General features: G+C 64.4%; 25 protein-coding genes. 15 read left to right on the top strand and 10 right to left on the bottom strand.

The genetic code is table 11. The annotated features are described in order from the left end of the window. The first annotated feature begins 79 nt into the window (after nt 1-79). The 3 genes from AC1RR3_RS24525 to AC1RR3_RS24515 all read left to right on the top strand — a co-directional run bounded on the left by AC1RR3_RS24525 (nt 80) and on the right by AC1RR3_RS24515 (nt 3,559). Complete coding sequence (locus AC1RR3_RS24525; RefSeq protein WP_492825655.1) at nt 80-1,324, top strand: acyl-CoA dehydrogenase; 1,245 nt, start codon at nt 80-82, stop codon at nt 1,322-1,324. 138 nt (nt 1,325-1,462) lie between these two features. Continuing rightward, nucleotides 1,463-2,707, top strand: coding sequence for an acyl-CoA dehydrogenase (locus AC1RR3_RS24520; RefSeq protein ID WP_492825654.1), 1,245 nt, complete (start codon nt 1,463-1,465; stop codon nt 2,705-2,707). Between the two features lie 138 nt (nt 2,708-2,845). Beyond that, the gene (locus AC1RR3_RS24515) at nt 2,846-3,559 is read left to right on the top strand and encodes a nitroreductase (RefSeq protein WP_492825653.1); all 714 of its coding nucleotides are present in this window, start codon (nt 2,846-2,848) and stop codon (nt 3,557-3,559) included. A 75-nt stretch (nt 3,560-3,634) separates the two neighbouring features. Here AC1RR3_RS24515 and AC1RR3_RS24510 read toward each other — a convergent pair whose 3' ends face one another. Both AC1RR3_RS24510 and AC1RR3_RS24505 read right to left on the bottom strand, forming a co-directional pair. Next, nucleotides 3,635-4,183, bottom strand: a complete 549-nt coding sequence (locus AC1RR3_RS24510) for a sigma-70 family RNA polymerase sigma factor (RefSeq protein ID WP_084292346.1) — start codon at nt 4,181-4,183, stop codon at nt 3,635-3,637. Beyond that, nucleotides 4,183-4,416 carry a NepR family anti-sigma factor gene (locus tag AC1RR3_RS24505; RefSeq protein WP_492825652.1) on the bottom strand — a complete coding sequence of 78 codons (234 nt, stop codon included), beginning with the start codon at nt 4,414-4,416 and terminating at the stop codon, nt 4,183-4,185. Before AC1RR3_RS24505 ends, AC1RR3_RS24510 begins: the two co-directional genes overlap by 1 nt. Before the next feature lie 218 nt (nt 4,417-4,634). On the opposite strand from AC1RR3_RS24505, the gene AC1RR3_RS24500 reads away from it, so the two are divergent. After that, complete coding sequence (locus tag AC1RR3_RS24500) at nt 4,635-5,441, top strand: response regulator (protein WP_492825651.1); 807 nt, start codon at nt 4,635-4,637, stop codon at nt 5,439-5,441. 64 nt (nt 5,442-5,505) lie between these two features. On the opposite strand, the gene AC1RR3_RS24495 is transcribed toward AC1RR3_RS24500, so the two are convergent. After that, entirely contained in the window at nt 5,506-6,312 is an 807-nt protein-coding gene (locus AC1RR3_RS24495) for a TonB family protein (protein ID WP_492825650.1), read from the bottom strand. Nucleotides 6,313-6,490: 178 nt separating this feature from the next. Here AC1RR3_RS24495 and AC1RR3_RS24490 point away from each other — a divergent pair, with 178 nt between their 5' ends. The 5 genes from AC1RR3_RS24490 to AC1RR3_RS24470 all read left to right on the top strand — a co-directional run bounded on the left by AC1RR3_RS24490 (nt 6,491) and on the right by AC1RR3_RS24470 (nt 10,466). Beyond that, the gene (locus AC1RR3_RS24490; protein WP_492825649.1) at nt 6,491-7,090 is read left to right on the top strand and encodes a nuclear transport factor 2 family protein; all 600 of its coding nucleotides are present in this window, start codon (nt 6,491-6,493) and stop codon (nt 7,088-7,090) included. Between the two features lie 251 nt (nt 7,091-7,341). Beyond that, entirely contained in the window at nt 7,342-7,731 is a 390-nt protein-coding gene (locus AC1RR3_RS24485) for a hypothetical protein (RefSeq protein ID WP_492825648.1), read from the top strand. 158 nt (nt 7,732-7,889) lie between these two features. Next, a complete protein-coding gene (htpG, locus tag AC1RR3_RS24480) occupies nt 7,890-9,767 on the top strand; it encodes a molecular chaperone HtpG (RefSeq protein ID WP_492825647.1) in 1,878 nt (625 codons plus the stop codon). Between the two features lie 116 nt (nt 9,768-9,883). Next, the gene (locus tag AC1RR3_RS24475; RefSeq protein ID WP_492825646.1) at nt 9,884-10,162 is read left to right on the top strand and encodes a DUF3551 domain-containing protein; all 279 of its coding nucleotides are present in this window, start codon (nt 9,884-9,886) and stop codon (nt 10,160-10,162) included. Between the two features lie 34 nt (nt 10,163-10,196). Then, on the top strand, nt 10,197-10,466 hold the full coding sequence (locus AC1RR3_RS24470; RefSeq protein ID WP_492825645.1) for a DUF3551 domain-containing protein: 270 nt from the start codon (nt 10,197-10,199) through the stop codon (nt 10,464-10,466). 13 nt (nt 10,467-10,479) lie between these two features. On the opposite strand, the gene AC1RR3_RS24465 is transcribed toward AC1RR3_RS24470, so the two are convergent. Together AC1RR3_RS24465 and AC1RR3_RS24460 are read right to left on the bottom strand one after the other, a co-directional pair. Further along, nucleotides 10,480-11,190, bottom strand: a complete 711-nt coding sequence (locus AC1RR3_RS24465) for an SGNH/GDSL hydrolase family protein (protein ID WP_492825644.1) — start codon at nt 11,188-11,190, stop codon at nt 10,480-10,482. 107 nt (nt 11,191-11,297) lie between these two features. Next, on the bottom strand, nt 11,298-12,278 hold the full coding sequence (locus tag AC1RR3_RS24460; protein ID WP_492825643.1) for a Bug family tripartite tricarboxylate transporter substrate binding protein: 981 nt from the start codon (nt 12,276-12,278) through the stop codon (nt 11,298-11,300). A gap of 232 nt (nt 12,279-12,510) precedes the next feature. On the opposite strand from AC1RR3_RS24460, the gene AC1RR3_RS24455 reads away from it, so the two are divergent. The 5 genes from AC1RR3_RS24455 to AC1RR3_RS24435 all read left to right on the top strand — a co-directional run bounded on the left by AC1RR3_RS24455 (nt 12,511) and on the right by AC1RR3_RS24435 (nt 17,143). After that, nucleotides 12,511-14,325, top strand: coding sequence for a long-chain-acyl-CoA synthetase (locus tag AC1RR3_RS24455; protein WP_492825642.1), 1,815 nt, complete (start codon nt 12,511-12,513; stop codon nt 14,323-14,325). Nucleotides 14,326-14,477: 152 nt separating this feature from the next. Beyond that, nucleotides 14,478-14,723, top strand: coding sequence for an acyl carrier protein (locus AC1RR3_RS24450; protein ID WP_007597226.1), 246 nt, complete (start codon nt 14,478-14,480; stop codon nt 14,721-14,723). After that, entirely contained in the window at nt 14,710-16,092 is a 1,383-nt protein-coding gene (locus AC1RR3_RS24445; protein ID WP_492825641.1) for a class I adenylate-forming enzyme family protein, read from the top strand. Before AC1RR3_RS24450 ends, AC1RR3_RS24445 begins: the two co-directional genes overlap by 14 nt. Next, nucleotides 16,085-16,807 (top strand): SDR family NAD(P)-dependent oxidoreductase, encoded by a 723-nt coding sequence (locus AC1RR3_RS24440; RefSeq protein ID WP_492825640.1) that lies wholly within the window; start codon nt 16,085-16,087, stop codon nt 16,805-16,807. Before AC1RR3_RS24445 ends, AC1RR3_RS24440 begins: the two co-directional genes overlap by 8 nt. 126 nt (nt 16,808-16,933) lie before the next feature. After that, complete coding sequence (locus AC1RR3_RS24435) at nt 16,934-17,143, top strand: hypothetical protein (RefSeq protein WP_492825639.1); 210 nt, start codon at nt 16,934-16,936, stop codon at nt 17,141-17,143. Between the two features lie 5 nt (nt 17,144-17,148). Here the strand turns inward: AC1RR3_RS24435 and AC1RR3_RS24430 are convergent, their stop codons facing one another. Together AC1RR3_RS24430 and AC1RR3_RS24425 are read right to left on the bottom strand one after the other, a co-directional pair. After that, nucleotides 17,149-17,538, bottom strand: a complete 390-nt coding sequence (locus AC1RR3_RS24430) for a hypothetical protein (protein WP_492825726.1) — start codon at nt 17,536-17,538, stop codon at nt 17,149-17,151. A 14-nt stretch (nt 17,539-17,552) separates the two neighbouring features. Further along, on the bottom strand, nt 17,553-17,735 hold the full coding sequence (locus AC1RR3_RS24425) for a hypothetical protein (RefSeq protein WP_492825729.1): 183 nt from the start codon (nt 17,733-17,735) through the stop codon (nt 17,553-17,555). Between the two features lie 24 nt (nt 17,736-17,759). Between AC1RR3_RS24425 and AC1RR3_RS24420 the strand changes: the two genes are divergently transcribed. Beyond that, complete coding sequence (locus tag AC1RR3_RS24420) at nt 17,760-18,905, top strand: DUF3095 domain-containing protein (protein ID WP_492825638.1); 1,146 nt, start codon at nt 17,760-17,762, stop codon at nt 18,903-18,905. Nucleotides 18,906-19,089: 184 nt separating this feature from the next. On the opposite strand, the gene AC1RR3_RS24415 is transcribed toward AC1RR3_RS24420, so the two are convergent. From AC1RR3_RS24415 to AC1RR3_RS24405, 3 genes are all read right to left on the bottom strand, one after another. Next, on the bottom strand, nt 19,090-19,530 hold the full coding sequence (locus AC1RR3_RS24415) for a DUF2147 domain-containing protein (protein ID WP_492825637.1): 441 nt from the start codon (nt 19,528-19,530) through the stop codon (nt 19,090-19,092). A gap of 95 nt (nt 19,531-19,625) precedes the next feature. Beyond that, nucleotides 19,626-21,011 (bottom strand): MATE family efflux transporter, encoded by a 1,386-nt coding sequence (locus tag AC1RR3_RS24410; RefSeq protein WP_492825636.1) that lies wholly within the window; start codon nt 21,009-21,011, stop codon nt 19,626-19,628. 81 nt (nt 21,012-21,092) lie between these two features. Beyond that, entirely contained in the window at nt 21,093-21,620 is a 528-nt protein-coding gene (locus tag AC1RR3_RS24405) for a GNAT family N-acetyltransferase (protein ID WP_492825635.1), read from the bottom strand. Between the last annotated feature and the right edge of the window lie 150 nt (nt 21,621-21,770).

The following is a 21,770-nucleotide window of genomic DNA, read 5'->3' as shown; positions in this document are numbered from 1 at the left end:
GGGCCGCAATGGACCCCGGATCTGCAGCGCATCACTTCGTGCTGCGCAGCGTCCGGGGAACGAACCGAGAGATGAGACCATGAACTTCGACGACACCCCGCAGGAAGCCGAATTCCGCGCCACCGCCCGCGCCTGGATCGGTGCGAACGCGCCCAGGCAGTACGAGGAGGAGCTGCGCAAATCCTCGCTCGGCCGCACCCAGCTCAGGAATGCCAACATTCTAGAAGTGGCAAAGGCCTGGCAGAAGAAGAAGGCCGATGCCGGCTGGGCCTGTCTGCACTGGCCGAAGGAGTATGGCGGCCGCGGCTCGTCGCCGATCGAGCGCGTGATCTGGCAGCAGGAAGAGGGGCCGTTCGGCCAGCTGTCCCGCATGTTTATCATCGGCCACGGCATGTGCGGGCCGACCATGATGGCGTTCGCGCGCGAAGAGCATAAGCGCACCTATCTGCCGCCGCTCGCATCCGGCGAAAAAGTCTGGTGCCAGCTGTTTTCCGAGCCCGCCGGCGGCTCGGATGTTGCTGGGTTGCGTACCCGCGCGGAAAAGGATGGTGATGACTGGGTCATCAACGGCCAGAAGATCTGGACGTCGGGCGCGCATTATTCCGACTACGGCATCTTGCTGACGCGCACCGATCCCACTGTGCCCAAGCACAAGGGCCTCACCATGTTCTTCCTGGACATGAAGAGCCCGGGCGTGGAGGTCAGGCCGATCAAGCAGGCGAGCGGCGCCTCCGACTTCAACGAGGTCTATTTCACCAATGTCCACATTCCCGATCATCAGCGCCTCGGCGAGGTCGGTGACGGCTGGAACGTCTCGCTGACTACCCTGATGAACGAACGCAGCGCGATCGGTGCGGCCGTCTCGACCGGCTTCCCGGAGCTGTTCGAATATTGCTCCAGTGCGATGCTCGACGACGGCCCGGCGATCGAGGATCGCGCGGTGCGTTCGAAGCTGGCGAACTGGGCGGTGAAGGCGAGCGGGTTGAAATACACCAGCATGCGCGCGATCTCGGCGCTGTCGAAGGGCGAGCGGCCGGGGCCGGAAAACTCCATCGGCAAGCTGGTGGCTGGCTCAATGATCCAGGATGTCGCGACCTACGCGCTGGACTTGCAGGGCGCGAGCGGCGTGGTCAGCGGCGAGGATGCCGAGCTCGCCGGCCGTTTCCAGGCGATGTTGCTGCGTGCGCCCGGCACGCGCGTCGAGGGCGGCACCGACGAGATCATGCGCAACATCATCGCCGAGCGGGTGCTGGGCCTGCCCGGCGATATCAGGGTCGACAAGGACGTGCCGTTCAACAAGATCCCGACCAAGGGAAGAGGCTGATCGTGTCCCGGACGCGAAGCGGCGCGTAGCGCCGCTTCGCAGAGCCGGGACCCGGGAAGCCACAATGGGCCCCGGCTCTGCTGCGCGCCGCTTCGCGCTGCGCAGCAGAGCCGGGGCACGAGAGAGGAGAGTTCGAAAATGAATTTCGACGACACCCCGCAGGAAGCCGCATTCCGTGAGACCGCGCGCAAATGGGTCGAGGCCAATGCGCCCAAGGAGTTGCATGCCGAGCTGTCGAAATCCTCGCTCGGCCGCATCCGGCTTGCCAAGCACGACATCGTCGATGTCGGCAAGGCCTGGCAGAAGAAGAAGTTCGACGCCAACTGGGCCTGCCTGCACTGGCCGAAGGAATATGGCGGCCGTGGCGCGACGCCGATCGAGCGCGTGATCTGGCAGCAGGAAGAAGGCGTCTATGGCAAGCTGACGCAACCGTTCCAGATCGGTGAGGGCATGTGCGGCCCGACCGTGATGGCCTTCGGCAGCGAGGATGCCAAGCGCCGCCATCTGCCGAAGCTGGCCTCAGGCGAGGAGATCTGGTGCCAGCTGTTCTCCGAACCGTCCGCCGGTTCTGACGTTGCGGGCCTGCGCACGCGTGCCGAGAAGAAGGGCGACAATTGGGTCGTCAACGGCCAGAAGATCTGGACCTCGGGTGCGCATTATTCCGACTATGGCCTGTTGATCGCGCGGACCGATCCTGGTGTGCCCAAGCACAAGGGGCTCACCATGTTCTTCCTGGACATGAAGAGCCCGGGCGTCGAGGTGCGGCCGATCAGGCAGGCCAACGGCATGCAGGAGTTCAACGAGGTCTATTTCACCGACGTCGTGATTCCCGACAGCCAGCGTCTCGGCGCCGTCGGCGAGGGCTGGAGCGTGTCGCTGACCACGCTGATGAACGAGCGCATGTCGATCGGCTCGCGGCTCGCGACCGGCGTGCCTGAATTGTTCGAGTTCTGCTCGAGCCTGATGCTGGAGGACGGGCTCGCGATCGACGATCCCGCCGTGCGTTCGAAACTGGCGAGCTGGGCGGTGAAGTCGAGCGGGTTGAAATACACCAGCTACCGCGCGATCTCGTCGCTGTCGAAGGGCGAGCGGCCGGGTCCGGAAAATTCCATCGGCAAGCTGGTGTCGGGCATGATGCTCCAGGACATCGCGACCTACGCCATGGACCTGCAGGGCGCAGCCGGCGCTCTTACCGGCACGGACGAGGAGACGGTGCAGGGCCAGTTCCAGCAGATGCTGCTGTCCTCGCCCTCAATGCGCATCGCCGGCGGCACCGACGAGATTTTGCGTAACATCATCGCCGAGCGGGTGCTGGGCCTGCCGGGCGACATTCGCGTCGACAAGGACGTGCCGTATAACAAGATCCCGACCAAGGGTAGATAGGAGATCTTGTGTCCCGGGCGCGGTGCAGCGTGCAACGCTGCTCCGCAGAACCGGGACCCAGGAGCCACAATGAGCCCCGGCTCTGCGCTGCATCACTTCGTGCTGCGTCGCGTCCGGGGCACGAAAGCGAGACTAGCCATGGACGCCAAAGTGCCCAACGCCCGCTATTCCAGTGAAGATCGCATCGGCGTGCTCGAAGAGCTGCTCAACGAGCGCTACTCCGTTCGCGCCTTCCTTCCCAGGGAAGTCGATCGCGCCACCATCGAGCATGTGCTGACCACCGCGCAGCGCACCGCGTCCTGGTGCAACAGCCAGCCCTGGCAGGTCATCATCGCCAGCGGCGAGGCCAAGGAACGCTTCCGCCAGTTGATCTACAAGGAAGCCTCGGGCGGCCTCGGCGACGACTACGATTTCACGCCGCCGCGCGAATATGCCGGCGTCTATCTCGAACGCCGCCGCGAGAGCGGCTTTCAGCTCTACAACACGCTCGGCATCGCCCGCGGCGACAGAAGCGCCTACGCCAAACAGGCGCTGGAGAACTACAATTTCTTCGGCGCGCCGCATGTGGCGATCATTCACACCAACGAGCCGCTCGGCATCTACGGTGCGATCGATTGCGGTGCCTATGTCTCCAATTTCATGCTGGCCGCCCAGGCGCTCGGGCTCGGCACCATTCCGCAGGCGGCGCTCGCACGCCACTCCGGCCTGATCCGCCGACACTTCAATCTGCCCGACGACCGCCGCATCGTCTGCGGCATTTCGTTCGGCTATGCGGACAACGCCCACAAGGTCAACAGCTACCGCACCTCGCGCGCGAGCGTGGCGGACACCGTGACGTTCGTGGAGGAGTAATCACACGCGCACAAAGGCGGCCGCGCGAACGGCCGCCTTCACGTTTGTCGTGTGGCTCCGATAAGCGGCCTGCCGCTAACCGCCGCTGCCGCCGATCACGGCGCGCACGGTCTCGTCGGGCCCGAAATCCTCGGCACCGTCGACATAGAGCAGTGCGGCAAGCTTCGAGCGCGCGCGATTGACGCGGCTCTTGATGGTGCCGACCGCACAGCCGCAGATCGAAGCGGCGTCCTCATAGGAGAAGCCGGAGGCGCCGACCAGGATGAGCGCTTCGCGCTGGTCCTGCGGAAGCTTCTCGAGCGCGCCGCGAAACTCCTCGAACTCGAGATGGGCGTTCTGCGAAGGCTGGGTCTTCAGCGTCTTCGCATAATTACCCTCGGCATCCTCGACCTCGCGCCGCCGCTTGCGATAGTCCGAGCGGAACAGGTTGCGCAGGATCGTGAACAGCCACGCCGGCAGGTTTGAGCCGGGCTGGAACGAGTCGATGTTGGCGAGCGCACGCAGCAGCGTTTCCTGCACCAGATCGTCGGCGCGGTCCGCATTGCCGCTGAGCGAGATCGCGAACGCGCGCAGGCTCGGCACGGCCGCCAGAATGTCGTCACGTAGGGAGTTCGTGAGAGGCATTAGACCCTCCCATTGTTGTTGTCGTTCGAGCCCCCATTGCCTTCTTCCTGGGGAGTGCCTCCCGGCGCATCAAGCTTCTTGATCAGTTCCGCGAACCGGTCGGGAACCCCCTGCCGGACGACGTCGTCGTACATGGCGCGGAGTTGATGCCCGATCCGGGATTGGATCTCCGGAGTGAGCCCTCCCTTGCCGGGGGTCGTGCTTTTGCTGGCTTGAGACTTGAGATCTTTCATGACCTGTTCCACGTTTCCCCGAGTTAAGTGACTGTAAAACCGAGAAGTTCTCTCAACCGGGAGCCGTTCCCTGGACGAGTTCAATTCCAGGTACGACAAAAAGTTCCGCCCCCAAGGGAACTTTTCTTAATCTGAGGCGTCATCAGCGCGGTAGGGGAACCCGGGCCTCCCCTCGCAGTTCCCTTTTTCAAGGTTGGCCCGAAATGAATGGAGTGGGGATGTCCCGTTCGCAGCTTGTTGCTGAGCACTTGCCGTTGTTGCGCCGGTACGCACGCGCCCTGACGGGCAGCCAGGCCTCCGGTGACGCCTATGTCGCAGCCATGTTGGAAGCCATGCTGGGCGATCCGTCCGTGCTCGACGAGAGCCACGGGCCGCGCGCCGGGCTGTTCCGGCTGTTCACGCAGATCTGGAATTCTGTTTCCGTCAATGACGATGCCGAGGTGACGACCTTGCCGATGCCGCCAGAGCGGCGGCTGTCGAATATCACCCCGCTGCCGCGGCAGGCCTTCCTGCTGCTCTCGCTCGAGGGATTTTCGGAGGAGGAGGTCGCCTATGTCCTCGGCTCCGACGTCGCCGAAACGCGGCGGCTGGCGGATGCCGCGGGACGCGAGATGGCGGCCGAGATCGCCACCGACGTGCTGATCATCGAGGACGAGACCTTCATCGCCATGGACCTCGAAAGCCTGGTGAAGAATCTCGGCCACAACGTCGTCGGCGTCGCGCGCACCCATGCCGACGCGGTGGCGCTGGCCAAGAACAAGCGGCCCGGCCTGATCCTCGCCGACATCCAGCTGGCCGACGGCTCGTCGGGCCTCGATGCCGTCAACGAGCTGCTGCGCACTTTTGAAGTGCCGGTGGTGTTCATCACCGCCTATCCGGAGCGCTTCCTCACCGGCGAGCGCCCCGAGCCGGCGTTCCTGATCTCAAAGCCGTTCCAGCCCGCGATGGTGTCGGCGGTGGCGAGCCAGGCGCTGTTCTTCCAGCGCAACTCGCGCAACCGCACGCCGAAGGCGCCGGCGGCGTAAAGCAGCCTCTATCGAACAGGAAGACGGCGCGTCGCAAGGCGCGCCGTTTTTGCTTGCCGCTATTTCAGCAGCCTCGGCAGACGCTGTTGACTTTGGCCTTCACCTTGGCTTCGTCCGCCCATGCTCCGCCCGTCGGCGGTGTCCCGTCGTAAGCTATCAGGACGGTCATTCTCTGCAGGTCGTCTTTTGCCTCAGCCGGCGGTTTCGGAAACGGCACGGATCGCTCGACCATGGCGAGCGTCGCGGCATCGAGAGGCGCGAAGCCCGTGCTTTCGACTAAAGCGTTTGAAATTAATTTGCCCGAGCGATCTATTACGAATGTGACGCCAGCATCGGCTCTCTGACCGATCGCCTCCGGAGGAAACACCCTGTTTCGCCAGACATGCTCAGTGACCGCCTTGCGCCAGGCGTCCAAGGCGTCGGACGCCGCGAAGGCGGGTGTCGGCGCGCTCGCCGCTAAGCCGTAGGATACCACGTCGAAATGACGACCGTTGAAGACCAGCGGCGCAATGAAAGAGAACGTGTCCTCCTGCAGCTCTGATGGCGCTTCGGGAAATGGTTGGGCCCGATCGAAGATCGCCAGCAAAGCAACATCCAACGGCCGGGACCCGGTGCTCGCTTCCAATGTCCGCGATATCAACCTGCCGGACCGGTCGATGATGAACGTGATCCTGGCGCGGCCAGCTTGCTCTCGCTCTTCAATCGTCTGGCTCCGTCCTGGAATTGGAAGTAGCCGGTTGCCGGCGATGTGTTTCGCAAGCGCTGCCTTCCAGGCGGTCGCGCGTTCGACCTGCAAATCCGACTGCGCATATACGGGGAGCGTCGCCAACAATCCAAGAAGCGCGGCCAGCAAGGGGAATTTCATCTGCATCGGTGTGGATACTAGTCGCCATCAGGTTGATTGCAAGGCTCGCTGCCCGCATCGCGTTCGCGCTTGTGGGAGCCGTTCGAAGGGCTGGCCAGCCCGCTTGACGGCGAGCAAATTGCCTCGTTGATATCTCAAGCCGATGACACCATCGCCGCTTGAAGCCGCCGGGAGATTTCGTACCATGGACCAGCAACTCCTCGACCGCCTCGCCATCCGCGACCTCGTCGAGAACTGGGCGGTGTGGCGCGACGCCGGTGACTGGGAGCGTTTTGCCACCGTCTGGCACGACGAAGGCTGGATGTCCGCCACCTGGTTTCAGGGACCGGCACGGGATTTCATGCGCGTCAGCCAGGAGGGGTTTGCCAAGGGCGTGCGCATCCTGCATTTCCTCGGCGGCACCAGCATCGATTTGTCCGGCGAGCGCGCCATTGCCCAGACCAAGATGACGATTTCGCAGCGCGCACCCGTGCATGACGTTGTCTGCGACGTCGTCTGCACCGGGCGCTTCTACGATTTCCTGGAGAAGCGGCAGGGGAAGTGGGGCATCGTCCGCCGCCAGCCGATCTATGAGAAAGACCGGATCGACCCGGTCGATCCTGCCGCAACGCTTCAGCTCGACCAAAAAGCGCTCGCCGCGCTCCCCGAAGGCTACCGCCACCTCGCCTACATGCAGGAGCTGATCGGCTACAAGGTCAAGCGCGACATGCCGGGCCTCACCGGGCCTGAGGTCGAGAACCTCTATGGCGAGGGGCGGGATTGGCTGGCGGGGAAGGCGAAGTGAACCCCAGACAAAAGTAAGGCGCGACTGGCATCACCACAGTCGCGCCCTACGTCGCCGGCTTATGGGGCAGGGGGGAATAGCCGGCTGTTGAGACGACTCCCAGGCGCCGGAGTCGTTCCAGGTGACTGCGAATTTTTTTGCACGAGGCGGCAGCCCTTCCGCACACGGTTAAGTGATCGTAACGGCTGAGAACTCCCGATCCATTGCCCGCGTTGTTCCCGCGATCGCCATGGGGCGAGGGATCGACAGCCATGTCACAGATTCACAAAGCATTTTTGGGTGCCGCCGCGATCACATTCGCGCTCGGCGCTGCGCAACTGGCGTCCGGCCATGACCTGGCTGACCGCTGGCAGGTGGCTTCGGACCAGCCGGGCCATAACGTTAATCGCTCAGGGAAGACCGACCGGCTCGCTGAAATCAAGCCTGGGGTTCCCACCCGTACCGTGTCCATGCGGCTGAACGAGCTCGCCGATACGTCGGTGCTGCTGCGGATCCCCGCGGTGATCGAGACCGGCAATGCCAAGCCGCCGGCACTGCTCCAGAAGCAGGGGCGCAACAAGCCGACGATTGCCTGCGAGCCGATGGTCAGCTCCCTGACCGAGGTCGCAAAACTGCTTCAGCCTGGCCGCTGCGTGACCTGAAACGCCTTGGTCGTCCAAGTTCTTGGTCGTCCAAGATTTTGGCCACCCAGGCCCAGTCGCCCTTCCGCCGGAAGGGCGATTTTTCACGTCCACTTGATCCCTTATCCCCGTACGTTATATCCCGGGTTTCTTCCCCTTTTGATTGACCGGGTAAACGCATGACGACGTCAGATACGGCTGTGCATACGCAGCCCTTCCAGGCCGAGGTTTCCGAGCTTCTGCACCTCATGGTGCATTCCGTCTATTCGGAGACCGATATCTTCCTGCGCGAGCTCGTCTCCAACGCCTCGGATGCCTGCGACAAGCTGCGCTACGAGGCGATCGCAAGCCCTGCGCTGCTCGGCGAGGGCGATGCCCTCAAGATCCGCATCATTCCGAACAAGACGGCCGGAACGCTCGTGATCGCCGACAACGGCATCGGCATGGAGCGGCAGGAGCTGATCGACCATCTCGGCACTATCGCCCGCTCCGGCACCAAGGCCTTCGTCTCGAAGCTGAAGGAGGCCAAGGACGGGCTCGGCCTGATCGGCCAGTTCGGTGTCGGCTTCTATTCCGCCTTCATGGTCGCCGAGAAGATCGTCGTCGTCAGCCGCCGCGCCGGCGAGAGCGACGTCTGGACCTGGACGTCATCAGGTGGCTCCGGCTTCGAGATCGCCCGCGCCAGCGACGAGGAAGCCGGCCGCGTGCCGCGCGGCACCGAGATCGTCCTGCACCTGAAGGACGATGCCAAGAAATATCTCGAGGCCTACGAGATCGAGCGCATCATCAGTGCCTATTCCGACAATATCCTCTTCCCCATCGAGCTCGTGCCGGAAGAGGGTGAGCCGCGCCAGATCAACTCGGCGAGCGCGCTGTGGCAGCGCTCGAAATCCGAGCTGACGCCGGAAGACTACAAGAAGGCCTATCAGCAGATCGCCTCGGCCTTCGACGATCCCGCGATGACGCTGCACTACCGCGCCGAGGGCCGCTATTCCTACGCCGTGCTGCTGTTCGCACCCTCGACCAAGCCGTTTGACCTGTTCGAGCCGAATCGCAAGGGGCGCGTGAAGCTCTACGTCCGTCGCGTCTTCATCACCGACGATGCCGACCTGTTGCCGGGCTATCTGCGCTTCATCCGCGGCGTCGTCGACAGCGAGGATCTCCCGCTCAACATCTCGCGCGAGATGCTTCAGAACAATCCGCAGCTCGCGCAGATCCGCAAAGCCGTGGCCACCCGCGTCGTGTCCGAGCTCGAAAGCCTCGCGGAAAAGGACCCGGATAATTTTGCAAAAATCTGGGACGCCTTCGGCGCGGTGCTGAAGGAAGGCATCTACGAGGATTTCGAGCGCCGCGAAAAACTGTTGTCGCTGTCGCGATTCACCACGACCACGGGCGAGAAGCGTTCGCTGAAAGAGGTCGTCGCCGGTTTCAAGCCGAATCAGACCGAGATCTATTATCTCGTCGGCGACAGCCTGGAGCGGCTGAAGTCCAATCCGCGGCTGGAAGCTGCGACCGCGCGCGGCATCGAGGTGCTGCTGCTGTCCGATCCGGTCGACGCCTTCTGGACCTCGATGCCGACGGAGTTCGACGGCAAGCCGCTGAAGTCGCTGAGCCAGGGCGATCTCAATCTCGACCTGATCCCGCGCGTCGACGAGACGGACGAGGCGAAGAAGGACGAGCCCGTCGCCGACGAAGCCGCCACCATCGCAGTGATCAAGGCCGCGCTCGGCGAGCGCGTCAGCGACGTCAAGGCCTCGACGCGTCTCACCAGCTCGGCCTCCTGTCTCGTCGCCGACAGCCAGGGCCCGAGCCGCGAGCTCGAGCGCATCTTGTCGCAGCAGAACCGCGGTATGCGCACCAAGCCGGTGCTGGAGATCAATCTGCGCCATCCGATGGTGGGTGCGATCACCAAGGCGCAGGCCGGCTCCAGGGACGTCGACGATCTCAGCCTGCTCCTGCTCGAGCAGGCGCAGATTTTGGACGGCGAGTTGCCGGAAGACCCGGCTGCGTTTGCAGCGCGGTTGAACCGGCTGGTGTTGCAGGGGCTCGGCGGCTAACGCCGCCCTCACCTTGCCGTCATCTAACCCCCGGAGCAGTCGCCTCCGGCGTGGTGTTATGCCATAGGAGGCCGTCGGCATCAGGTCCGCCGGCGCACCGATTCGAGGATGTCTTCATGCGTTTGCCGATCCTGACCCTCACCGCTGTCGTCACGCTGCTTGCTGCGGCAGATGCGCGCGCCCAGACCTACGATCCGCGCTATCCGGTGTGCATGCACGTTTACACGCCGGGCGGCTGGGGCGGTGGTGGCGACTATTACGACTGCTCGTTCACCTCGATTCCGCAGTGCCGCGCAACGGCGTCGGGCCGCTCGGCGAGCTGCGATGTCAATCCTTATTACGCCTTCGACGAACCGCCGCCGCCTCCGGCCCGGCGCCACAAGAAGGTGCATTGAGCGATCCGCGATGCGGCGCGCAGGAGCACTCTTCATGCGTTTTTCGTTCGGCCTCGTCATGATAGTCGGTGCGGTGCTGGCAGCCGCGCCGTCCCACGCGCAGACCTTCGACCCCCGCTATCCCGTCTGCATGCACGTCTATTCCGGCGCGAGTGGTGGCGGCGGGGAGTGGTACGACTGCTCCTTCACCTCGCTGCCGCAATGCCACGCCACCGCGATCGGCCGCGCTGCGACCTGCGATCTCAATCCGTATTATCCGGTGAACGTACCACAGCCGCGTGCGCGCCACAGGCGGGGCGGGTAGCGCGCGCTGCGCCTCAGGACGACGGCGCCTTTTTGACAGCCGCCTCGATCGCGCTGGCCAATTGCCAAGCCATCTTGTCCGTCGTCCAGTCGCTGGCGTGCAGCCTGGTGTCATCGCTGGGGTCGACCATCCGGTCGAACGAGATCTTTGCGACATCGTGCCAGCCGCGCATCAGTTCGAAACGGCGGAAGACGTTGATGCGCGCCTTGTGCGCAATGTCGCTGATCGCCTCGACCATGAGAATCGCCTTGCCGACATTGGCCGGTGTCAGCAACGCCGGCACATATTGCAGGTCCATCAGGATCACGTCGATCCCTCCGTTCACAAGCAGCTGATTGACGCCGTCAGAGATGGCCCTCCTGGTCTCGTCGAAGGTCGGTGGATTCTGATCGGCCGGTTGCCACACCGCATTGGTGCCGACCTGCCAGATCACGAGATCCGGCTTCTGGTCGAAGACGTCGTGCTTGAATCGCAAGAGCTCCTTGGGAGCCTCTTCGCCGCCGACGCCCCGGTTGACGACATCGATCCCGGCCTTCGGGAATTTGCTGCGAAGGTCCGCCAGCAGTCGTTGCGGATAGGGCGCGATACCTCCTTCGCCCGCCGTGGTCGACGAGCCGATCGCGACCACCTTGGCCTGTCCGTCCGTCAATCGGCGGGCAAAATTGGTGAGCGGCTGCTCGAACGGCGTTGCATTGACGGGGATCAATGAAAGGTCGAGCGCCACGGGTTGCCTCCTTGTCGCAACAATGACAACTTCAGGTGGCGAAAAGCATAGCTTGTTTACCCTGGCGCGCCTAGCCCCGTGAGGCCGGCCATCCCTCGGCCGGATCGCTAGTCCTTCCTGATCCCCGACAGCTCCACCACCTTGCGCCAGCGGTCGGTCTCGGCCGTCAGCATGGTGCCGAACTCGCCGGCATTGCCGTGCAGCGGGATCGCGCCGAGCTCGGCGATGCGGGCCTTGATCTCGGTGTCGGAGAGCGCGGCGTCGATCTCGCGATTGAGCAGGTCGATGATCTCGCGCGGCGTGTCGTGCGGGGCGCCGACGCCGTAGAAGGACGATGTCTCGTAGCCCGGGAGCGTGTCCGCGATCGGTGGCACGTCGGGCAAAATCTCCGAGCGTTCGCGCGTGGTGACGCCGAGCGCGCGCAGCTTGCCGGCACGCACCAGCTCGAACGACGAGGTGACGTTGTCGAACATGCCCTGGATCTGGCCGCTCATCACGTCGGTCAGGCCCGGTGCCGAGCCGCGATAGGGCACATGGGTGAACTGCACGCCGGCCAGCGACTTGAACAATTCGCCGGACAGATGCAGCGATGTGCCGATGCCGGAAGAGGCGATCGACATCTTGCCGGGATTGGCCTTGGCGTAAGCGACGAAGTCGGCGACGCTCTTCACCGGCAAATCGTTGTTGACGACCAGCACCAGCGGAATCCGTGCGACGCCGGCGACCGGTGCGATGCCCTTGGCAAAATCATATGGCAGCGCCGGATCGAACGAGGCGTTGATCGCATTCGCGGTCGAGGTCAGCAGCAGCGTATAGCCGTCGGGGGCGGACGTGATCACCGCTTGCGTGCCGATATTGCTGCCGGCACCGGGCTTGTTCTCGACCACAAAGGTCTGGCCGAGCCGGTCGGACAGGCGCTGGCAGAGCAGCCGCGACAGCACGTCGGTGGCGCCGCCGGGCGCATAGGGCACCACCCATTTCACGCTGCGCGAGGGATAGGAGGCGTTTCCGGTCGCAAACGCACGCGGCGCGGCGAGGGCGGCGGCGGCACAGGCGGCGGTCTGAAGGAAATATCGCTTGGTGATCATCATTGTCTCCAGTTCACCTTGCCCCGCAAGCGGGGCGAGGGGATGCGCGCGGCGCGCCCGAATGACTGGAATTGCTATCGCAAGAATCGCGCCAGGCCGCACGTCGTTCCCGGCGGCTTGGTAAAGGATGACTGGAGTTAATCCAGAGCTAACCGGCTTTTACCTTGTCTCTTAACACCTGGGCAGGACGCACGGATTAAGCTGCCGGAACCAGCAGACACGTTCCGAAAGAATGAACGGTATGACCACCGGCGTCATCGAGCAACCGAAAGCCGCGCGCGCCCCGTCGGCGTCGAAGATCTGGCTGAAAGCCATCGAGCTTACCGCTCGGATCGAGACGCTGCCGGGCCGGCTGTTCGCCGACGTCGTCGACGATTGGGCGCGGCGCCAGCCCGACCGTGTTGCGCTGGTTACCGACGACGCTAGCCACGACTACGAGAGCCTGTCGAAACGCATCAACCGCTATGCGCGCTGGGCGCGCTCGGTCGGCGTCGTCAAGGGCGATACCGTTGCGCTGATCATGCCAAACGGCATCGACTATGTCGCGGCCTGGCTCGGCATCAGCCGGGTCGGCGGCGTGGTCGCGCTGACCAATACGAAGCTTGTCGGACAATCACTGGCGCATTGCCTCGACGTCGCGGGGCCTCTGCACGTCATTGTCGCGCATGATCTGGTGGAGGCGCTGGAGAGCGCGAAGCCGCATCTGAAGACGGAAGCAAAGATCTGGGTCCATGGCGATGCCCGCAGCGAGCGTGCCATCGACGTCGCGCTTGCTGCGCTCGACGACGGTCCGCTCTTGCCGGAAGAGCATGGCGACGTCACGATCAGCGATCGCGCACTGCTGATCTATACGTCCGGCACCACGGGCCTGCCCAAGGCCGCCAGCATCAGTCATCGCCGTGTCCTCAATTGGGGCTTCTGGTTCGCAGGCCTTGCCGGCGCGACGCCGCAGGATCGGCTCTACGACTGTCTGCCGCTGTTCCACTCGGTCGGCGGCATCGTCGCGCCGTGCAGCATGCTAGCTGCAGGTGGCTCTGTGGTGATCGCGGACAAATTCTCGGCCTCGAACTTCTGGCCAGACATCGTGCGGCACGACTGCACGCTGTTCCAGTATATCGGCGAACTCTGCCGCTATCTGTTGAAGGCGCCGCCGTCGGAATACGAGAACCGCCATCGCATACGGCTCGCTTGCGGCAACGGCCTGCGCGGCGACATCTGGGAGGATTTTCAAGCGCGCTTCGCCATCCCCCGCATCCTCGAATTCTATGCGGCGACCGAAGGCAATTTCTCGCTGTTCAACGTCGAGGGCCAGGTAGGTGCGATCGGCCGCATCCCGCCGCTGCTCGCGCATCGCTTTCCGGCAAGTCTCGTCAAGCTCGATCCCGACAGCGGCGCGCCGCTGCGCAACGAAGCGGGCTTTTGCCTCGCCTGCACGCGCGGCGAGGCCGGCGAAGCCATCGGCCGCATCGGCTCGGCCGATCAGGGCGGTGGCCGCTTCGAGGGCTACACCGATGCGGGCGAGACCGAGAAGAAAATCCTGCGCGACGTCTTCGTCAAGGGCGATGCCTGGTTCCGCACCGGCGATCTGATGCGGCTTGACGACAAGGGCTTTTTCCATTTCGTCGACCGGATCGGCGATACGTTTCGCTGGAAGGGCGAGAACGTCGCGACCTCCGAGGTCAACGATGCCGTGCGCGATTTCACCGGCGTGATCGACGCCACCACCTATGGCGTCAGCATCCCCGATGCCGACGGCCGCGCCGGCATGAGCGCGATCGTGGTGAACGAGGGTTTTGACATCGCCGCGCTGCCTGTTCATCTCGCCCAGCGCCTGCCGGCTTACGCCCGTCCGGTCTTCATCCGCATCTCGCGCGAGCTCGATGCGACCGAGACCTTTAAGCAGAAGAAGGGCGCGCTCGCGCGCGAGGGATTTGACCCGGCCGCGATCAGCGATCCGCTGTTCATGCTGGAGCCGAAATCCGGTGCCTATGTCGCGCTCGATTCCGGAGCCTATGCGCAGATCGTGGACGGTACGATCCGGCTGTAGCCGAACCAAAATCGCGAGATAGGTCCAATTTTATCTGAATTGTCCAAGAGGCCATTTACTTCTGTCCGGTAAACACACGGGCATGGGGAGGCGGTCATCGAGAGCCGCCGCAAGAAACACGATCGATTAACTCAACATGAGGCGATTAGGCCATGTCGGTACGGTCCAAGGTCATTGAAGCGATCCAGCAGATCGCCAAAGAGCAGCACGTTGCGCTTCCCGCACTCTCGGACGATCTGTCCCTGCACGAGACGGGCTTCGACTCGCTCGCCTTCGCGATCCTCGTGGCACGTCTCGAGGACGAGACCGGCGTCGACCCCTTCACCATTTCTGAGGACGCAGCGTTCCCCGCCACGGTCGGCGATTTCGTGCGGGCCTACGAAAATGTCCCCGCGTGAGATCTTTGCGCTCCGCGACCATCTCGGCGCGGAGCTGAAAGGCCGAACGATCTCGGATGCGCACGACGTCGTGTCGCTGACCGACATCCTGTCGCACACGGTTCTGGGCGGCCGCCTGCACGAGCTGTCCGGCCGTGCTGTTCTGCTCAAACTGTCCGACCAGCTCCGGTCCGGCCTTGCCATGATCGAGCTCGACGGCGTCGCCCGTCGCATGCTGCTGTGTCCGCCCGATCTCAACCCAACCTATCTGGACGCGCTGATCGCGGATGCCGGGATCGATGCTGTCGTCACCGACGAGCCCGATCGCTGGACCGAGACCGGCGTGCCGCTGGTCGTCACCGCACAATTGCCGCTTGAAGCCACCGCGCCTGTTAGCACCGAACGTGCCACCGAATGGCTGATGCTCACGTCTGGCACGTCGGGCGTGCCGAAAATCGTCGGCCACACGCTGGAAGCGCTGACCGGCGCTATCGTCGCCGAAGGCCCCGCGAAGGGGCCCGCGCCGGTGTGGGCGACATTCTATGACATCCGCCGTTATGGCGGCTTGCAGATCTTCCTCCGCGCCGTTCTCTCCGGCGGCTCCATGGTGCTGTCCGATCCGCATGAGGCGCTCGGCGATCACGTGGCGCGGCTGAACGCGCGCGGCGTTTCGCACATCTCCGGTACACCCTCGCACTGGCGCAAGCTGCTGATGAGCGGTTCGGCCGCGCAATTCGCGCCCGGCTACGTCCGTCTCTCGGGCGAGATCGCCGACCAGGCGGTGCTCGACGGGTTGAAGGCGGCGTTCCCGAACTCTTCCGTCGGCCATGCCTACGCCTCCACCGAGGCCGGCGTCGGCTTCGCGGTCAATGACGGGCTCGAAGGTTTTCCAGCGAGCTATCTCGGCAACCGCAACGGCGTCGAGATGAAGGTCGTCGACGGCTCGCTGCGCATCCGTTCGACGCGCACGGCGCATGCCTATATCGGCCGCAACGCCGCCGCGCTCACCGATGACGACGGCTTCGTCGACAGCGGTGACATCGTTCAGCTGCGCGGCGACCGCTATTATTTCGTCGGCCGCCGTGGCGGCATCATCAACATCGGTGGGCTGAAGGTTCACCCCGAAGAGATCGAGGCGGTCATCAATCGCCATCCTGACGTGCGGATGTCGCGGGCGAAATCGCGGCGCAGCCCGATCACCGGCGGCATCGTCGTCGCCGACGTGATCCTAGCCGATGGCACCGATCCGGCGCGGGCGAAGCAGATCCGCGACCAGATCCTGGATCAGTGCCGCGCCCAGCTCGCCTCTCACAAAGTGCCGGCGGTGATCCGCTTCGTCGAGGCGCTCGACGTCACACCGGCCGGAAAACTGGCGCGCACCGATGCATAATGTTCTCGTCACCGGCGGCAGCCGCGGTATTGGCCTTGCGATCGGCAAGCGGCTTATTGATGCCGGCTACAATGTGATCGCAGCGGCGCGGCGCGAGAGCGACGAGCTCAAGGCTGCGATTGCGGAGTCCGAGGGACGCTTGCACTTCCGTGCCTGCGACCTCGCCGTGATCGACGCAATCCCGTCCTACGCAAAGCTCGTGCGCGATGAGTTCGGCCCGATCTACGGGCTCGTCAACAATGCCGGCCTCGGCACCGAAGGCCTGCTCGCCACCATGCACAATTCCGAGATTGAGGCGCTGGTGCAGCTCAACGTGCTGTCGCCGATCATCCTCACCAAATATGTCGCGCGCCAGATGATGGCCGATGGTGCGGGCCGCATCATCAACATCTCCTCGATCATCGCGACCACCGGTTATAACGGCCTCTCCGTCTATGGCGCCACCAAGGCGGCCGCGACCGGCTTCACCCGTTCGCTCGCGCGCGAAGTCGGCAAGCTCGGCATCACCGTGAATGCGATCGCGCCGGGATTCATCGACACCGAGCTCACGCACAATCTCTCGGACGAGAGCCGCAAGCGCATCGCCGGCCGCAGCGCGCTGCGTCGCCTGCCGGAGACGGATGACGTAGCACGCATGGTTGAATATTTGCTTGGCGAGGGCGGCCGCAACGTGACCGGTACGGTGTTCACCATTGACGCAGGGAACACCGCGTAAACGGAACTCCGCCGCCACAATTGCGTTGATCCGGCGCAATGACATCAAGCCGGATTTGGTCGTAAGATGCCCCGCAATCGATTGGGTTACGTCAATCGATCTGCCCTAATCGAAAGGGAGCAGTCGATGGCCACGTCAAACATGACCGCTTCAAATCAGCGCCGCAACGAGCCGTCGCGCGCGAAGGCGGATGATGTCCGCTGTCCGCCGATGTCGCATCAGAATTCCGGCGATCACGGTCACGAGATGTATCCGCAGCAATTCGTGCGGCTGGTCGGCTGTCACGACGACCCCGCATCCGCGCTGCGCAGGCGCCAGGAAGAGAAATTGCACTAGGCGCTTCAGGTCCGATGCTGCTTCGGCAGGTCAATTCGTTCGTGTGAGAATTCCGGCGGCCCCTCGGTGAGGCGGCGGATGCGGCGTTCGCGTTCGTCCTCCGGCAATGCGGGATCGAGCAGCGAATCGATTTCATGCACCGCGGCCTCTTCGATCCTTGCAGCGTCCGACGCGACCGTGTGCGCCGACGTTGGTGCGGGAGGCGCGATCTTCAGGCCCAGCTCGACCAGCTTGCAGATCGCCTCCGAGCGCGACAGCTGATGGGCCTCGGCCCAGGCATCGACGGCGGCGGTCAGCACCTCCGGCATTTTCACCGCACTGACCGCGTCCAGCCCCGTGCGTCGGCGCACTGGCGTGGTGGAGTCCTTGCTGCCAAAATCAGACACCCCGATCACCCCGTGCGACCGCTTCAGATGGACCGACCGTAAACGGCATCTGCGGTCGGCTGTTTGATGCCGATCAATGACAAGCTGCGGAGCTGCGGCGCGGTGCGATCTTGTTGTCCGCCGCCATTTCGGCCAATGATCGGGACTTCGGGCGCGCCTGCCGGCGAACCCGGATCGATTCTGCCACGTATTTCTTTCTGACCCACGTCCCAACCATCCGGCATCACCCGATGACATCAGGCGAATCCTTCTATGGCGGCATTCCCGTCTTTCGCGGCTTCACCAGCCTGATGGACCCCGCGCTCTATGCGCCATTGCCCGACGACTGGAGCATCGGCGTTGCCGACATCGTCGATTCCACCAAGGCGATTGCGGCGCAGCGCTACAAGGCGGTCAACATGGCCGGCGCTGCCGTGATCGCGGCGGTGACGAACGCCCTGGAGGGACGCGAATTCCCCTTCGTGTTCGGCGGCGACGGCGCGAGCTTTGCGGTCGCGCCCCATGATCTTGATGCTACACGCGAGGCGCTGGCCGCGACCGCGACCTGGGTGCGGGAAGATCTCGACCTGACGATGCGCGTGGCGCTGGTGCCGGTCAGTGCCATCCGGGCGCAGGGCCTCGACGTGCGGGTCGCGCGCTTCGGTCCCTCGGCGAACCTGTCCTATGCGATGTTCTCCGGCGGTGGGCTCGCCTTCGCCGATGCCGCCATGAAGCGCGGCGAGTTTGCGGTCGCTGAGGCGCCTGCCGGCACGCAACCCGACCTGTCAGGCCTGTCCTGCCGTTTCGAGGTGATGCCGGCCGCGCGCGGCCTGATCCTGTCGGTGCTGGTGATGCCGGCGCGCGGTGCCGATCCGCACGCGTTCCGCAAGGTGATCGAGGACATCATTCACCTCGTCGAGCGGAGCCCCGATGGCGGCCGCCCGGTGCCGCCGCAGGGGCCGCCGCTGAAATGGCCGCCGCAGGGGCTGGAATTCGAAGCCCGTACCAAACGTGGCGGTCCGCTGCTTGCGCGTCGCGCCAGCGTGCTGGCCTACACGCTGTTCGTCTATCTGATCATGCGTTTCGACCTCAATGTCGGCGGCTTCGTGCCGAAGACCTACAAGCAGCAGGTGGTCGAAAACTCGGACTTCCGCAAATATGACGACGGCCTGCGCATGATCCTCGACTGCACCCCGCAGCTCGAGCTCGCCCTCAGCGACCGCCTCGCCGCCGCCGCGCGCGACGGCATCGTGCGCTACGGGCTCTACCCGCAGGACGCTGCGATGATGACCTGCTTCACACCCTCGGCGCTGCGCAGCGACCACGTCCATTTCATCGACGGCGCACGGGGCGGCTACGCCTCGGCAGCGACGGCGTTGAAAGCGATGATGGGGTGAATTCACGCTCGTGCCCCGGACGCAGCGCAGCACGTAGTGATGCGCTGCAGAGCCGGGGCCCATGTCTCGCCGTCTACTATGCCGCTTTCTGGGTCCCGGCTCTGCGAAGCAGCGCCATAGCGCGTCGAAGACGCGCGTAAACGCGCTCTTGGCGCTGCATCGCGTCCGGGACACGAGAGGCCGATTACCGCCCCGCGCGGGTCCAGGTTTCGCCGCCGCAGAGTGCGCCGACGCAGCCTTCGACCCGCAGCGAATCTGCGCCCGTGACCGTGACGCTGCTCGCATAGGTGCTGCCGTCGTCCGCGTTGTAGATCTGGCCCGACCATTTGTTCGGCCCCACGGGCTGCATGCCGCTGAACAACGGCAGGCCGATCATCGGCCGCTTGGCGAGCGCGGGATTGGGATTCTTGCTGTCGGTGGCGGGCTGGCCGGTCGCGGTGTCCATGGGCTCGCGCAGCCAGACGACGTGGCCGCAGATGCCGCCGCCGCATTTGCTGATCCTCACGCGGGCATCACCGGCCTGGGTGAGCCAGGTCCCGCTCGCATCAGCACTCTGTGCATGGGCGGAGGTCGCGCCACACAGCGCAGCCAGAATGACGATGAGAGCAGCGAATCTGAATGTCATGGAGAGAGCCCCGGAATGGAGGCGCCTCCATAGCAGCAAATCAGGCGCGTGCAACGCCTGATGGAATCACATTTCTGCGCTTATTTTGCCTGTGCTCATTTGCCCCAGCGCACCAGGGCGACCGAGGCTGCCGTCGAGAGCCCGAACACGACCATGGCGCCGCCGACCAGTGCGAACAAGGTCCAGGCCGGCGCCTGCGCCAGCATGAGGCCGACGCCGCCGGCCGCGACGATCAGAAGCCGTGCGGTGGAGGCCAGCACCGGACCGCCGACGCGCGCCGCACCTTGCGAGGAGAAATACAGCGACACGCCGATGCCGAAGAACGCGAAAGCCGGCCCGGCCCAGTGGAAATAGCTGTGCGCGGCGGCGGTGACGCCGGGATCGCGTGTGAACAGCGACACCCAGAGCGCGGGATCGAGCGCGATGACGAGGCCGATCAGGCCGACCGTGAGCCCCGAGGCCGCAGCCGCGGTCCAGGCGACGCGCCGCGCGCGCTTCATGTCGCCGGCGCCGATCGCCATGCCGACCATTGGCACCGACGCGATGCCGACGGCGAAGGTGATCGGGATCAGCAGAAATTCCAGCCGCGAGCCGATGCCGTAGCCGGCCAGCATCTCGGTGCCGAAGGTTGCGAGGATTTTTGTGAAGATCAGAATGGTGAGCACGGTCTGGAGTGGCGACAGGCAGGCCACCGCACCGACTTTCAGAATATCGAAGAACATCGCGCCCTCGAAACGGAAGGCGCGGAAATTCAGCGGCAGCCGGCTGCGGCCAGAGAGCAAATACCAAAGGAAGAAGACCGCGGCGCAGCTGAATGCAATCAACTGGCCGGCGGCAACACCGGGCATGCCGAATTGCGTCACGCCGAACAAGCCGAGCCCCAGCGTGCCGCCCAGCGCAATCTGGAGCACACTGGTCCCGATCAGTGTCATCGACGGCAGTCGCATGTCACCGGTGCCGCGGATGATCGAGGCCAGCGTGTTGACGAGCCAGATCGCGATGGCGCCGGAGAACAGGACTTGCGAATAGCCGCTGGCTTCCTCGAGCACGCGCTCGCGGCCACCAAGCAGCGTGAAGAACGAGCGGCCGAAGGCGAGCATCATCGCCGTGAAGAACAGTCCGCCGCAAAGGCCGATGATGGCGGCATGAACCGCCAGCGTCGCGGCGCGGTCGCGATTTCCGGCGCCGAGCGCGCGGCTGATCGCGGAGGAGACGCCGCCGCCCATCGCGCCCGCGCTCATCATCTGCGTCAGCATCGCGAACGGAAACACCAGCGCGATCGCGGCGAGGGGAATGGTGCCGAGCCGGCCGATGTAGGAAGTCTCGGCAATCGCAACCAGCGTGCTGCCGACCATCGCGATCATGTTGGGGATCGCGAGCCGCAACAGCGTCGGCAGGATCGGCGCCGTGAGCAGGCTGGCGATCGGGGAGGCGGCCGGTGCACCTGGCGGCGCGGCGTCTATCGGGGCGTCGATCGTCATGTTCACCAGGCGGAATATTAGATGATGATCGACATTCTAAGCGACGCGGCATCCACGCGCCAGCCCGTCGTCACGCAGGCCTCACCAGGGCAGGCCGCAGAGGTCGATGGTGCCCAGCGTCGGCGCGCGGACGATGTTGAAGACGTAAGGCGCCATATGGTCGAAGCGGATCCGCCCCTCCGGCTGCTCGCAATAGACCTCGCCCTTGAAGGGCAGCCAGCTGCGCCTCGCGTAAAATCCAAAATTGTGCGGCTCACAGAACAGCAGCGCGAAGCGAACGGCCTCGTTGGCGCGCATGGTGTGGACGGCTGCGTCGATTGCCACGGTCGCATAACCGCGGCCGCGCTGGTCCTCGCGGGTGCAGACGCCGCCGATGCCGCCGGCATGGACCTTCTGGCCGTTCCAGATGACGGTACGGAAGTAGATGCCGACATGGCAGACGAGGCCGTCCTCGGGCGTCTCGATCAGCACGCGCAAATCGGCATTGGCCCATTTGACGTGAGCCCAGGGCTTGTCCGCGACCATCTGCGGTCCCCAGACTGCCTGATGCAGCGGCTCCGCGATCCGCCACGAGGCGTCGCCGTTCAAAATGTCGATCTCGATGCTCATCACTCTCTCTTCCGCATCTCCGCGTCGTGGTGGGTTCGTTCTGCCATAAGCGCCTCAAAGGCAATGATATTTTACGGCCCATCGACGCGCCCCACACGATGCGTCGATTTTATGCAATCCGGCCAATCGGCCGCATCACGCGTTTTCGCA

The sequence above is a fragment of the Bradyrhizobium sp. GW821-FHT13H05 genome, from assembly GCF_058804065.1.
The sequence above is the reverse complement of the archived record's forward strand: the minus strand, read 5'-3'. Positions and strand labels throughout refer to the sequence as shown.